This window comes from Pantoea sp. V106_11, assembly GCF_029967885.1.
Classification (GTDB): domain Bacteria; phylum Pseudomonadota; class Gammaproteobacteria; order Enterobacterales; family Enterobacteriaceae; genus Pantoea; species Pantoea ananatis.
This window is the reverse complement of sequence record NZ_JASCAK010000023.1, coordinates 1-13,685: the sequence shown is the minus strand read 5'-3', so window position 1 is coordinate 13,685 and position 13,685 is coordinate 1. Positions and strand designations below refer to the sequence as shown.

11 protein-coding genes and 1 pseudogene are annotated in these 13,685 nt (G+C 48.5%); 6 read left to right on the top strand and 6 right to left on the bottom strand.

Going from position 1 to position 13,685, the window contains the following annotated elements; all coding sequences use genetic code 11:
• The first annotated feature begins 152 nt into the window (after window positions 1-152).
• On the top strand, window positions 153-1,097 hold the full coding sequence (locus tag QLG08_RS06090; protein WP_158150437.1) for an Rpn family recombination-promoting nuclease/putative transposase: 945 nt from the start codon (window positions 153-155) through the stop codon (window positions 1,095-1,097).
• 380 nt (window positions 1,098-1,477) lie between these two features.
• A complete protein-coding gene (gene mqo, locus QLG08_RS06085) occupies window positions 1,478-3,127 on the top strand; it encodes a malate dehydrogenase (quinone) (protein WP_019105905.1) in 1,650 nt (549 codons plus the stop codon).
• Between the two features lie 79 nt (window positions 3,128-3,206).
• Here the strand turns inward: mqo and QLG08_RS06080 are convergent, their stop codons facing one another.
• From QLG08_RS06080 to QLG08_RS06060, 5 genes are all read right to left on the bottom strand, one after another.
• Entirely contained in the window at window positions 3,207-3,494 is a 288-nt protein-coding gene (locus QLG08_RS06080; protein WP_019105906.1) for a VF530 family protein, read from the bottom strand.
• A 220-nt stretch (window positions 3,495-3,714) separates the two neighbouring features.
• Complete coding sequence (locus QLG08_RS06075) at window positions 3,715-4,185, bottom strand: DUF1203 domain-containing protein (RefSeq protein ID WP_019105907.1); 471 nt, start codon at window positions 4,183-4,185, stop codon at window positions 3,715-3,717.
• A gap of 305 nt (window positions 4,186-4,490) precedes the next feature.
• Entirely contained in the window at window positions 4,491-5,957 is a 1,467-nt protein-coding gene (locus tag QLG08_RS06070) for an aspartate aminotransferase family protein (RefSeq protein WP_072138431.1), read from the bottom strand.
• Window positions 5,958-5,971: 14 nt separating this feature from the next.
• Window positions 5,972-7,354 carry a diaminobutyrate--2-oxoglutarate transaminase gene (locus QLG08_RS06065; protein WP_014598279.1) on the bottom strand — a complete coding sequence of 461 codons (1,383 nt, stop codon included), beginning with the start codon at window positions 7,352-7,354 and terminating at the stop codon, window positions 5,972-5,974.
• A gap of 466 nt (window positions 7,355-7,820) precedes the next feature.
• Window positions 7,821-8,405 carry a TetR/AcrR family transcriptional regulator gene (locus tag QLG08_RS06060; protein ID WP_014333223.1) on the bottom strand — a complete coding sequence of 195 codons (585 nt, stop codon included), beginning with the start codon at window positions 8,403-8,405 and terminating at the stop codon, window positions 7,821-7,823.
• Window positions 8,406-8,499: 94 nt separating this feature from the next.
• Between QLG08_RS06060 and QLG08_RS06055 the strand changes: the two genes are divergently transcribed.
• Window positions 8,500-9,390 carry an ABC transporter six-transmembrane domain-containing protein gene (locus QLG08_RS06055; protein ID WP_105078650.1) on the top strand — a complete coding sequence of 297 codons (891 nt, stop codon included), beginning with the start codon at window positions 8,500-8,502 and terminating at the stop codon, window positions 9,388-9,390.
• Between the two features lie 87 nt (window positions 9,391-9,477).
• Here QLG08_RS06055 and QLG08_RS06050 read toward each other — a convergent pair.
• Window positions 9,478-10,368, bottom strand: a pseudogene (locus tag QLG08_RS06050) (lipoate--protein ligase); the annotation flags it as partial.
• A gap of 451 nt (window positions 10,369-10,819) precedes the next feature.
• On the opposite strand from QLG08_RS06050, the gene QLG08_RS06045 reads away from it, so the two are divergent.
• From QLG08_RS06045 to QLG08_RS06035, 3 genes are all read left to right on the top strand, one after another.
• The gene (locus tag QLG08_RS06045; protein WP_174261548.1) at window positions 10,820-10,969 is read left to right on the top strand and encodes a hypothetical protein; all 150 of its coding nucleotides are present in this window, start codon (window positions 10,820-10,822) and stop codon (window positions 10,967-10,969) included.
• Between the two features lie 77 nt (window positions 10,970-11,046).
• Window positions 11,047-11,523: an HNH endonuclease signature motif containing protein gene (locus QLG08_RS06040; RefSeq protein ID WP_174261549.1), complete on the top strand. Its 477-nt coding sequence runs from the start codon at window positions 11,047-11,049 to the stop codon at window positions 11,521-11,523.
• 68 nt (window positions 11,524-11,591) lie between these two features.
• Window positions 11,592-12,824, top strand: coding sequence for a hypothetical protein (locus tag QLG08_RS06035; RefSeq protein ID WP_174261550.1), 1,233 nt, complete (start codon window positions 11,592-11,594; stop codon window positions 12,822-12,824).
• Window positions 12,825-13,685: the final 861 nt, after the last annotated feature.

Here is a 13,685-nt window from a genome sequence, read left to right as displayed (position 1 = left end):
TATCTGGCATGATGACGGACAACGCCTGTAAATCATACTGACAGCATGGCAGGTAAATCAGAGAGTGCTGGACAAAATGTATGTGTGAATCGACATATTCGTTTTCGCGCCGGTGAGCATTACGCCAGGTTGCGCTTGCAGAGTCAGGACAGATGAAGAAAAAAAACAGTACACCCACGCCTCACGATGCCACCTTCCGCCAGTTTCTTACGCAGCCAGAGATTGCGCGTGATTTTATGGAATTGCACCTGCCTGCGGAATTACGGGCCGTGTGCGATCTCAGCACGTTAAAACTCGAATCCGGATCTTTCGTTGAAGATGATCTTCGCCAATATTTCAGCGACGTGTTGTACAGCCTGAAAACCGCACAAGGCGATGACGGCTATGTTCACGTCCTGATCGAACATCAGTCCTCACCGGATAAGCACATGGCATTCAGGCTGCTGCGTTATGCCGTGGCGGCGATGCAGCGCCACCTTGAAGCCGGCCATAAAAAATTGCCGCTGGTCATCCCTGTCTTGTTCTATACCGGGAAACGTCGTCCTTGTCCTTATTCCACGCGCTGGCTGGATGAATTTACCGATCCTGCGCTGGCCAACCGGCTCTATAGCACGGCTTTTCCGCTGGTGGATGTCACGATTATTCCTGACGAGGAGATTGCAGAGCACCGCAGTATGGCCGCGTTAACCCTGCTTCAGAAACATATCCACCAGCGCGATTTAGCGGAGTTGGTTGATAAGCTTGTCCCGGTCTTACTGGCGGGCTATCTTTCTTCATCACAGGTCGTATCGCTGATACACTATATCGTGCAGGCGGGAGAAACCGCCGACGCCGAAGCATTGGTAAGAGAACTGGCACATCGCGTGCCGCAACACGGAGACGTACTGATGACCATTGCGCAGCAGCTCGAACAAAAAGGCATGGAAAAAGGCATGGAAAAAGGCATCCAACTGGGTCGCGAAGAAGGCCGCTCAGAGGGAGAGCGCGAAGCGACGCTGAAAATCGCCCGCACTATGCTTCAAAGCGGTCTTGACCGTGAGACGGTTATGAAGATGACCGGTCTGAGTGAAGACGAACTGGCGCTGATTCGCCACTAATCCATGTCCCTGAAGGCGTATCGTTCAGGGACATCAGGTTGCGTGTACTGCCCATACTTTTTCGTCAACCGCCTCATCCTGTTCCGTACATGTTAATGCACGTTTGCCGCAGTAAATAACCCCACTTTCCGGTCAGGCGCCGCCATTTCCGTTTATTCGTCGCACAGAGAATATTTGTGTTAGGGCATTGTATATTTCGAAACGCCCCTTTATTGTGTGGTTAAAATATATCGATAACAAAGTTAATCTTTTGTAACTAAATTAACTGCAAAACCCTGTCTTTTAATTTTTTAACTATTTTCATATTAACTACGAAATAACAATATTTTAAAGTTTCGGAACTTTTTTTAACTAGTTCTCCACGAAATCGTAGATCCCTAATGATTAAATCAACTAAATTTGTACCTGCACTGTCGCTTGCAGCGTTACTCGTTTCTTCAGTGACCCACGCTGAAAATTCACCAGAAAAAACAGATGTTCTGCTGATTGGCGGCGGTATTATGAGCGCCTCTCTGGGCACCCTGCTGGAAGAGCTGCAACCGGGCTGGAAACAGATCATGGTTGAGAAACTTGATGGCGTAGCGCTGGAATCCTCTAACGGCTGGAACAACGCCGGTACCGGCCACTCAGCCAACATGGAACTGAACTACACGCCAGAGCGTGCAGACGGTTCTATTGACGTGACCAAAGCGCTGGAAATCAACGAAGCCTTCATGATTTCTCGTCAGTTCTGGAGCTCTCAGGTTAAAGACGGCGTGTTAAATAATCCGCGTTCGTTCATTAACTCAACGCCGCACATGAGCTTTGTCTGGGGCGATAACGTTGATTATCTGACGAAACGCTATGCCGCACTGCAGAAAACTGTGCTGTTCCAGGGCATGAAGTTCTCAACCGATCACAAGCAGATCGCGCAGTGGGCGCCGCTGGTTATGGAAGGTCGCGATCCACAACAAAAAGTGGCTGCTACCTGGACGCCAGTAGGAACCGACGTTAACTATGGTGAAATCACCCGTCAGTTAATTGGCAGCCTGAAGAAGAACGATAATTTCCGCCTGGAAACCTCTTCGGAAGTGACCGATTTTAAACGTAACAGTGATAATTCCTGGCACGTTACCATTAAAGACGCCAAAAATGGCGGCGAACGTACCGTAGACGCGAAATACGTCTTTATCGGTGCAGGTGGCGGTGCGCTTAAACTGCTGCAAAAAACCGGTATTCCGGAAGCCGACAATTACGCAGGTTTCCCGGTAGGGGGATCCTTCCTGGTGACAGAGAATAGCGCGATTGCCGATCGCCATCTGGCAAAAGTGTATGGTCAGGCTTCCGTGGGTGCGCCACCGATGTCGGTTCCGCATCTGGATACCCGTTACCTTGATGGTAAGCGTGTCGTGCTGTTTGGACCTTTCGCAACGTTCTCAACCAAGTTCCTGAAAAATGGTTCGTTGTTTGATTTACTGAGCACAACGACCACGCACAACTTTATGCCGATGACCCACGTAGGCATGGATAACTTTGACCTGGTCAAATACCTGATCGGTCAGGTTATGTTGAGCGATGATGACCGTTTTGCCGCGCTGAAAGAGTACTATCCTGAAGCGAAGAAAGAAGACTGGAAACTGATTCAGGCCGGTCAGCGCGTGCAGATCATCAAAAAGGATGCGGATAAAGGCGGCGTGCTGAAACTGGGTACGGAAATTGTGACCGATCAGCAGAAAACCGTTGCCGCATTGCTGGGTGCATCGCCTGGCGCATCCACGGCTGCACCTATCGCAATCAATGTGATGCAGAAACTGTTCCCGGAACAATTCAAGTCAGCAGAATGGCAGGAAAAAATCCGTAAAATCGTTCCTGCTTACGGCCAGAAACTGAACGACAACCCTGCGCTCACGCAGCAGGTCTGGGATGAAACGGCAGCAACGCTGCAGCTGACCAAGCCGCCGGTTATTCAGATGGGCAATCAGCCAACTGAAGCGCCCGCTGCTAACAGCGAAAAAGCCCCAGCCTCGGCGCAGCACGATATGGCGCTGTAATACGGTCATCTGAACGAAACTAAGCCCGCGCCATCCGTGACGCGGGCTTTTTTTTGTTTAGAAGGGCGTTAACACGTTTTCAGGTTTTATCTTCGCGCCAGTTAGCCCAGGGATCACCACTGGCTGGGGGCGCAGAATCCGGCTGAGATTCACTCAGCGAAGCCAGATAGAGCGCTTCCACTTCTGCCCGCGCCCACGGCGTACGGCGTAAAAACTTCAGGCTGGACTTCACGCTGGGGTCGTTTTTAAAACAGTTAATATTGATGCGCTTACTCAGTTCAGGCCAGCCATACTGTGCGACAAGGCTGTTGACCTGCATTTCAAGCGTAACGCCATGCAGGGGATCTTTAGAGGCGTGAACGGTCATAGTCTTTCCGATAAATGCGGTAAAAAACCGATCCTGCAGTATGGTGCCTCAGGGTGCAAGCGCTGACTGAACATATTCGCTGTCTGTTCTGAAAATCTGCTGCACGCATTCCTGGGCTATCTGAGCGCGCTGTATCATTTCACTCTCTGCGCCTCACCGACTTCGGGAACAAAACAGACGAAGCGCACCTTTCGCCTTCCCCCGGTCACTGCCGGGCCCGTTACTCACAACGATCTACCCGGCAGGAATAACATCCCTGCCTGGCGTTATGGACCTGGATATAGCGCACAGTCGGGTGGCTAAAAAAGTGCGTTATCATTTCGTCTGCTGCTTTTCCTTCGCAGACGTCTGCCTGGATCAGTAAATCTTGCGCATCAAAGCCCCGTAACGAAAGAAGCCGGTGCGTCATGACCGGGGGTAATGCATTAATGTAAATGCCCTGTTGGGTACAGTGCTCCCAGAGGTAGATCGCATGAGAACCATAATAAGGCGTTCGGGCCGGTTGATAGAGATGATTAATCAGCAGCGCGGTTTCACCCGCCGGGATATCACGCAGTGAAATTCTGTCGGGATAGCCAGGAGCGTTTTCTACTTTCAGTCTCATTACGCCATGTTGTTTTAAATAGCGCTCGTTCTGTCCGTAAAGGTGAGTGAAAGCATCGGCTTTCAGGCCTGAGATTTGATAGGTCATTGTGCTCCTCCGGTTATCAACAGAAGGACGATAACGTTTCTGCGTCAGCCGTTCTCGCTGTTTTCGGCCACGGAGATGATCACGCCAGTGCTGCGCGATATCCCATAGGTGCTGCGCTTTTTCTTCGCCTTAAAGAGACCTGCAAACGGCAAGTCCAGCAACGCCGTGACGTCCAAACAGATGATAACCTGTTGATTAAAGGGGCAGGGAGGCATTCAGAGGGAGGGTGCAGCGGACTCATGCGCCAGCAGCATGGGAAATAAAAGCGCTATGCCGGTGACACTGTCACCGGCATGATGAAGCACTTAGCGTAATGACTGGGCTGTTTTCTCAAGCAGTGCCAGCAGGACGGTAATATCTTCCAGCGTCACGGTTGGATTTAACAACGTCATTTTCAGACAGGTAACGCCGTTATGCTCGGTCACGCCAACGTTGGCGCGACCTGATTCCAGCAGAGCATCGCCAATACGCTGATTGAACAGCGCAACGTCGGCATCGCTCCACTCCGCCATCTGTTGTGGACGATAACGGAACAGGACGCTCGCCAGTTGAGGTTTCATAACCAGTTCCAGCGCGTCGTGCTGCTCAACAAACTGCGCCACCTGCTGAGCCAGCGTTACGCCATGGTCGATAATGGCGGCGTACTGCTTCTGACCGAGGGCTTCCAGTCCCATCCACAGTTTCAGCGCATCAAAACGACGGGTGGTCTGCAACGATTTCGAAACCAGATTCGGCACGCCCTGTGCTTCATCAAACTCAGAGTTCAGGTATGCCGCCTGATAGCGCATCAGCTCATAGTGACGGGCTTCTTTTAACAGAAAAGCACCGCAGCTGATGGTCTGGAAAAACTGTTTGTGGAAGTCCAGCGTAACGGAATCCACCAGGTCCAGCCCGTCCAGATAATGACGATACTTCTCTGACAGCAGCAATGCACCGCCCCAGGCCGCGTCAACGTGCACCCAGATTTTCTGCTCTGCGGCCAGTTTGACGATATCACGCAGCGGATCGATAGCACCGGCGTCGGTGGTCCCTGCCGTCGCGACAATGGCCAGCACCTGTTCATTATTGGCTTTCGCCTGTGCCAGTTTGTCAGCCAGATCGGTTATGTCCATGCGTGCAAACTCATCGCATTTCACTAACGTCACGGACTGGTAGCCCAGGCCGAGCAGCGCCATGTTCTTCTGCACGGAGAAGTGGGCATTCTCTGAACAAAAGACTTTGATCTTTCTGAGATCGCCGATCAGCCCGTCCTGCTGAACAGAATGGCCCTGACGGGCAAAGAAGGCATCACGCGCCAGCATCAGCCCCATCAGATTGCTCTGGGTGCCGCCGCTGGTGAACACACCGGCATCGCCTGCCTGATAACCCACCTGTGAACGCAGCCATTCAATCAGCTTCATTTCAATCAGGGTGGCAGAAGGCGCCTGATCCCAGGAATCCATACTCTGGTTCGTCGCGTTAATCAGCACCTCGGCAGCCTGGCTAATGACCAGACTCGGGCAGTGCAAATGCGCCACACACTGTGGGTGATGGACCGACAGACTGTCTTTCAGGAAATACTCAATCGCGCGCTCAATGGCGGCCTGGTTGCCCAGGCCCTCGGGATTAAAGTCCAGTTGGATACGTTCGCGCAGTTCACCAACTGTTTTACCCTGATACATTTCAGGCTGTTCCAGCCACTTAACCACTGCCGCACTGCTTTGTGCGATAGCCTGCTGGTAAGCCTCAGTGCTTTGCGCTGAGGACGCCAGAATCGGATTTGACCGTGACATCGAATTTACTCCACTCAAACTGCTTCGACGCCAGCGGCAAGCAGGGCGCTTTCGAACTTATCCAGGAAAACCTGCATTTCGTCATGATTGATCAACAGGGAAGGCAGCAGACGCAATACGCAACCGTGACGTCCCCCGCGCTCAAGGATCAGACCGTTTTCAAAGCATTTCTTCTGAACCAGAGCCGATAAATCGCCATCGGCCGGGTAGCAGCCCATATGATCCTGCGCTTCGTTCGGCTTGACCATTTCAATACCGATCATCAGGCCAAGACCGCGAACGTTACCGATGGCAGGATAACGTTTCTGCAGTTCGGCAAGTTTGCCTTTCAGCCACTCACCTTTTTCAGCGACGCTGCCAGCGATGTTGTTTTCTTTCAGCAGCTTCAGCGTGGTCAGGCCGGTTGCCATGGCCAGTTGGTTGCCACGGAATGTCCCGGTGTGGTGGCCAGGTGACCAGGCATCAAACTGCTTTTTGATCCCCAGCACGGCAAGCGGCAAACCGCCGCCGACGGCTTTTGACATTACAATGATATCGGGCTCAATACCGGCATGCTCGAACGCAAAGAATTTACCAGTGCGGGCAAAACCTGCCTGAACTTCATCCAGAATCAGCAGAATACCGTGTTCCTGGGTAACTTTACGGATGCGCTGCAGCCATTCAGCCGGGGCAGGGTTCACGCCGCCTTCACCCTGAACTGCTTCGAGGATCACGGCCGCAGGTTTGCGCACACCACTTTCAACGTCGTTGATCAGGTTTTCGAAGTAGTAGGTCAGCGCTTTTACGCCCGCGTCACCACCAATGCCCAGCGGGCAACGGTACAGGTGCGGATAAGGCATAAACTGCACTTCAGGCATCATGCCGTTAACGGCTTCTTTCGGTGACAGGTTACCGGTGACAGAAAGCGCACCGTGCGTCATGCCGTGATAACCCCCGGAGAAGCTGATCACCCCTGAACGGCCAGTATGTTTCTTCGCCAGCTTTATAGCGGCTTCAACGGCATCCGCGCCGGAAGGACCGGTGAATTGCAGGCAGTATTCTTTGCCCTGACCCGGTAACAGGGAGAGCAGGTATTCTGAAAACGCATCTTTGAGTGGCGTGGTCAGATCCAGAGTATGTAACGGCAAGCCGCTGGTAATGACATTTTGGATGCTTTGCAGTACGTCAGGGTGATTATGACCTAACGCAAGCGTTCCGGCACCGGCAAGACAGTCAAGATACTGTTTGTTCTCGACGTCTGTGATCCAGACACCATTAGCTTTCGCAATCGCTAATGGTAATTTACGCGGATAACTTCGAACATTTGATTCAAACTCGGCCTGGCGGGCCAGATAAGACTCATTGTTACCGTTTAATGTATTCGCATTCAAACTATCAATACGGACTTTATCCGTCATCATATCTCTCCTACAACCGGGCGTGGCATCACGCTGCAGTTGGATAAGTGAATAAAATTTAGAGCTAGTGTTAAAAACGCGGCCAATATATTGGTTTTTATCACAGGACTCAATGATTAATTTTATGAGGATTTGTTAATGTATTTACTTTATAAACCAGCGACTTAGACCCAAGTTAACGGCCAGGGCAGCCACTTTTATCAAAACCTGTAAACAATAAAGCGCCAAAAAACACCTGCTTATCGCATTTCGGCATCAGTCTGGGCGAGAAAAATAAAGTGTGTTAGCAAGCATTTCTGCGCGAATAAGCGATAAAATTTGAGATTAATCAAGCCACAAAATGTAAAGCGCGCGCCATTTGAATGACACATTTAAAGCGTAATGCACATCATTCGTATAACTTCTATTTAACATTTAATTAATGGCAATAAAGAAGAAAACGGCGCTTTACTGACTTCCCGCTCCGTTAACGCATAAATTGCACAAAGTGGTGAATGTCGGCCAACGCCTGCTCAATTCGCGCGGGTGAAGACGTAATACTCAGCAGATCGGCGTAGCCGTTGAGTAAGGCGTTAAGCTGGCGTGCGCTGCGTGCCACATCATCCGTATGCAAGCACCCTTGTTCAACGCCCGCGCGAATAATCTTGCAGAGCAACGCATCCCAACCGGCGATAATCTTGTCGGCCAGTTCAGCGTAATCGGCATTATGGCTGGCCATTTGCCAGAAGGAAGCATAAAGCCGCCAGACTGAATCTGATGTGTCAGGAATGTGGCCTTCAATCATAGAGTGTAGTTGCTGCACAGGATCCAGGGCGGCCAGCTCAAGGGTGAAATCATCCAACTCGCGCTGCATAAAGTGCTCCAGCGCAGTCAGGGTGAGCGTGTGCCAGTCAGGAAAGTAGTGATAAATATGGCTGCGTGAAATACCCAGCGATTCCGTTAAGTCACGTGTCGTGGTTTTTTCAATTCCCTTCTCGATAAACAGCGCTATGGCGCCCGCAATAATCGTCTCTTTGCGTGTTTCTCCAGATGTTGCCGTTGATGCTTTCATTATGACTCCTGGATTGACTTTGAGCAATCGCTCAAATACGATGCGCTGGCTATTGAGCGACCGCTCAATTTTAACCGTTTACCAAAAGAAAATCATGTGTTCTCACAAAACAATAACGCCGGAGACGGCGCCGCAAAATGCCATTGCCACCCTCAAGATGCTGGGACGTCGTCACAGTAAAAAGCTCTTTCTTACCCTGCTGTTAGTGGTGGCGGAAAACGTTACCTACCTGCTTTATCCGCTGTTAGCCGGGTTCGCCATTAACGCCATTGTCACCGGGCAGGCGCTTCATGCTGTGCTTTATGCGGTCATGGTCTTTACAATGTGGGCACTAGGCGCCGCAAGACGCAGCGTTGATACCCGCACCTTCGCCCGGATTTATGCCGAACTGGCCGTGCCGGTTATCGTGGCACAACGTCACGAGAAGCAAAATGCTTCCACTATCGCCGCTCGCGTGACCTTGTCACGTGAGTTTGTCGATTTTTTTGAGCTGCATCTGCCAACGCTGATCACCTCTCTGGCATCAATTAGCGGCGCAGCCATTATGCTTCTGGTAATTGAGTTCTGGACGGGCGTGGGCTGTGTGATCATTTTGTTGATACTTGCCTGCTTTCTGCCGGGCTTTTCGCGCAAGAACGAAGCGCTGTTTGGCCGTCTGAATAACCGGCTTGAAAAAGAGGTTAGCCTGGTCACCGTTGCCCAGGCACCCGCTCTGGCGAAACACTACGGCGTACTGGCGCGATTACGCATAGGGCTATCCGATCGCGAGGCGTTAGGTTTTATAACGATAGGTACAGCAGCGGCGCTGCTGTTTGCCTTTACCATCCTGTCCATGACCCGTAATGGGATGGGTGACGCAGGGCACATCTATTCGGTCATGACCTATCTGTGGATGTTTGCCATGAGCCTGGATGACGGACCCCGATTGCTTGAAAAATATTCGCAACTGAAAGATATCGGCAAACGCGTCAATACGGGAAGCTAAGTTGAACCTGAGCAGCCGCAGGCAATCGTCTGACGCGGCCCATTTCTGCTGCTGAGCCGGGCAAACACTACCTCGCTCACCGGACTGTCAGCGGAGACTTGTCACCAGCCATTGTGCAAGCTCATCCAGTTCGTGCTGCTGCAGCGGATAGTCCGTTTTCAACGTTTCTACATGCTGAGCCATAACGTCAGGCTGATAGACTGCACCCTGTAAGCGGGAGGCCAGCACCTCCAGTGGCGCAGGGTTCAGGCTGTCGCTAAATATCTGACAGCGGCTAATGGCGCCCCGTTCAACATCAAAATGTATCTCCACGCCGCCCCATACAAAGCGATGATCCAGAAGATGCGAAAAGTCTGGCGCCTGGCCAAAATTCCACGCCCAACTGCTTTGACGGGCAAACTGTTGTTCAAAGCCCGGCAGATCCGGCAGGTTATCAGGAGAAATAACATCGGGTTCACAGCGAGTGGCAAAGTGTTCAAAACAGGCTTCCGTGATGGCATGGCAAAGGCGTTCGTAGCTGATATTGGGCACCAGCGTTTGCAGGTTTGTCACGCGTGCTCGCACGGAGGCGATGCCTTTCGCCTGTAACTTTTTCACGTCGGGATTGAGATAATCAGCCAGGCGCGACAGATCGGCATTAATTAGAACTGTGCCGTGATGAAAGCCACGGTCGGGCGTTTCGCGATAAGCAGAGCCGGATATTTTGCGCACGCCATCACCGGTGTCGATCACCAGATCGTTTCGTCCTGAAACCTGCGCATTGACGCCCAGCGTTGCCAGTGCCTGCAGGATGATAGCGGTTGAGACACTTTTATCGTAACCTGGCTTGCCCGCCATAAAGGTAAAGCAGCAGTTGCCCAGATCGTGAAACACCGCGCCGCCTCCACTGCTGCGTCGCGCCAGCTTAATACCGTCCTCTGCCATACGACGTGTATTGCACTCTTTCCACGGGTTCTGCGCCCGACCAATGACCACGGTAATGCAAAATATTTCACACATGAGAATGATAATCATATGCTGGTGATTAAACAGCTAAATTACCCCCCAAATCTATTGTATTAAATACCATATATCATTTTCAGAGTACTCAATACCGTTTTATAGTATTGAGTACTTAATACCTAAAAATTCCCGTGAAACGTTACATTTATGCGTCCTATACTTCCAGTAATGATAAATACTTTCATCTAATTAAGAGGTGAAAATATGATAATCATCCTACTCGCATTACTTTTCAGTGGATTCACTAAAGCAGCATTTTCGATCTTTGCGATTTATGCACTGATTTGGTTGCTCATTCCCTACAAGAAAGATAAATAAAGTAGTAAAGACAGAAACATAATCCTCCAAGAATTCCCCGTGAAGTATTGCGGGGTGTTTTTTTGTGCGGATTTTTACGATAAATGGTTACATAACTAAAAGGTGATAAATGAAGGAAAATAAAACAAATGTAGTAAGTGTGAGATTTACAGACACACATAAGGATTCTCTACAAAAAGTAATTGATGAAGGTAAGGCTAAAACTTTAGCTGGAGCAATACAGTACTTAATCAATAAACATATGGTGCTTGGTGAATAATCAAGTAATCACAATAAATCAAAATGAGGAATTAAATCTGAGTACAGGACGTACCAGATAAGAAAAAGGAAAATAACATGGAAGTTTGGAAGAAAACTCAATATAAAAATTATGAAGTAAGTAATACTGGTGTTGTACGCAATATCACCAAGAAGAATCCATTAGATCCGAAACCTGGAACTAATGGTTATAAAAAAGTATGTATTGCGATGGGAAAAGGACAGAACGGAGTAACGAAAGAAGTTCATAGAATTGTTGCTGAAATTTTTATACCAAATTCTAAACCTGGCCTTGTAGTGGATCATATTGATGGCGATAAGCTTAATAATCATGCTGATAATTTGCAGTGGATTACACAGAAGCAAAACATGCAGAAAGCCACTCGTAAAAGTAATAATGAACCACGTCTTACGCAGAACCAGATCGATGAGATTATAGTATCGCGTAAAGATGGAAAGTCATTTAATAAAATAACTAAAGAGATGAATGAAAAGTACTCTCGTACTTCTCATCGTCAGACTTATACCAGAGCATATAACAAAGCGAAGAAATAAAAGAAAAAGGTGAGGTATGCATGAACATACCTCACCTCAAGGAAAATTAACTAAAGGATTATAATTATATGACTATTTATCAAGGAAAAATAAAGTACATAAGTGTTGAACCTGGAACAGGTAAAGGTAATCACATAAAAGCACAATGCAAATTACTGGGACGTAAGTTAGTAGTACAGCCTACCATTGAACTTATCAATGAATTCTCACGGGGTATGATTGATGTGAAAGTACTAAATAGTGAATCGTTCAAGGGCGATTTGCTCAGTGAAATTCATATGTACCTCATGAAACCTGAAGACTGCACAATATTCATCACCGATAAAATGTTCTACAAGATTGACCGCTGGCGTCTTAAAGGCTGGAAGATCTTCATTGATGACAGTTTGAACTTCTGTAGCGTGCTTGCACGTAACAAGAAGGAAGACAATATTGAAGCAGTGTACAACAAGCTTTTCATTACTGGCGGCTACATTGAAATTGATGGGGAAGGTGGGGAACTCGATAGTACCTATCTCAGTTTCGATATGTGCCCACGTGAGAACGTCAGTGAAGATATGTTAGGTGCATGGGATTACTATAATCAGTTATCGGGCTACCTTCGCCGGGGGATACTTGCTAAATCGCTCACTACCGAATCAGACAAGATCATTGTGTGGGGTGATTATGATATCCCCGCATATGCTGATGAACTCGATATCACATACCTTGCAAATCAGTTTGAAATGTCATGCTTGTACCGTGCTCACGCTGACAAGTTCCAGGAGGTTGAGTACTCAAAAACTCACTGGCAGGAAGATAACAATAAACGCATCGTGATGAACTACTTCCTTGCGGGTAATCAGTATGGACTCAGCAAGAACATCATGAGAACTTCTGAACACATTCCACTGATTCAGGATTGGATACTTAGCAATGTAGAGAACTACTACTGGTCAAAGAACAATGATGAATCCATCAACTTTACCTTGAATCGTGAATCCCAAGTTGGAGTTGTGCAACGTGGTATTAATACTCTTCAGCACAAAACTTCATGCGTGTTCATGGCGGCAATGAATCCAAGTGATGTAGTGATACCTCATTACGGCAACATATGGGGAATCCAGAGTAATGACTTAGTGAATGAGTGGACTTTTGAGACTTTGAATCAGTACATCTATCGTGGCGTTATCCGCGACTATAGCAGTACTCAGATAATGAATGTGTACGTATACGATGAAGTCACAGCCCATACCATAAGTGGGGCAGAGTACAACTACATTGATATTGGACTTGTCAGTACTCAGAAGAAAGCAGGATGACCAGTAACACGTGATAGTGACGATAAAGTACTTGCACGAAAGTTTGCCAGTTGGAAGAACAGTAACAAGGGTAAGCCTAATGTGCGTGGGTTGTTTGCAAAGTGGCGGCATAAGCAGGAACAGTATGCAGAGTTGTACGGTTTTGTCTGGCTTGAACAGTTGGATCGTTACTCAGGTGAGATCTGATAGCACCATCATAATCTGATAATATTACTTATATAATATAACTATTAATATCAGAAAATTGATAGATGAAATCTGAACGAAGGAAAAAGACCGCAACAGCGGGATTTTTTCGAGTGAGTGAGACAATCTTGCATAAGGCGAGGTACGAGCCTGATGTGAGATTTGTTAATAGTGAAAAGGCATGTATGAAGACAGTGGTCAGTAAGCCCAAAGATTGCTGTATCTGTTGAAGATGTACCTATCTCTTGGGCTTACTCAACATAAATCGATTTACTTACTACTCATGCCTCGGGACTCGGCATTCGTGCGTAAGAAATCCTTTCAAGTACTCAAATACAAAACAACAGTAGGGGGATTGTACCGATTTGTACCTGACGCACTCGCTACGCTCACTTGCCCTGGCCTGTTGAAGTCCAGTACATGATCAAGGGATCAATCTACCCCCTATGATGGTGCGGTCAGATATCATGCATAAGTACCCGCCAGCAATTGGTACTGCTTCAGTACTTACCGATATATCAGAATTAAAAGTACTGATACCTATCAATATGAAGCACTGGTAATTTATCAAGTGTCATGCAGTACTAATATGGGAATTTGACCAGCCCCCAGTATTAGATACAACCTTCAGTTAGTAATGTCGGTGGGTTTTTCTTCATGTTTCCCGTTTCGCCA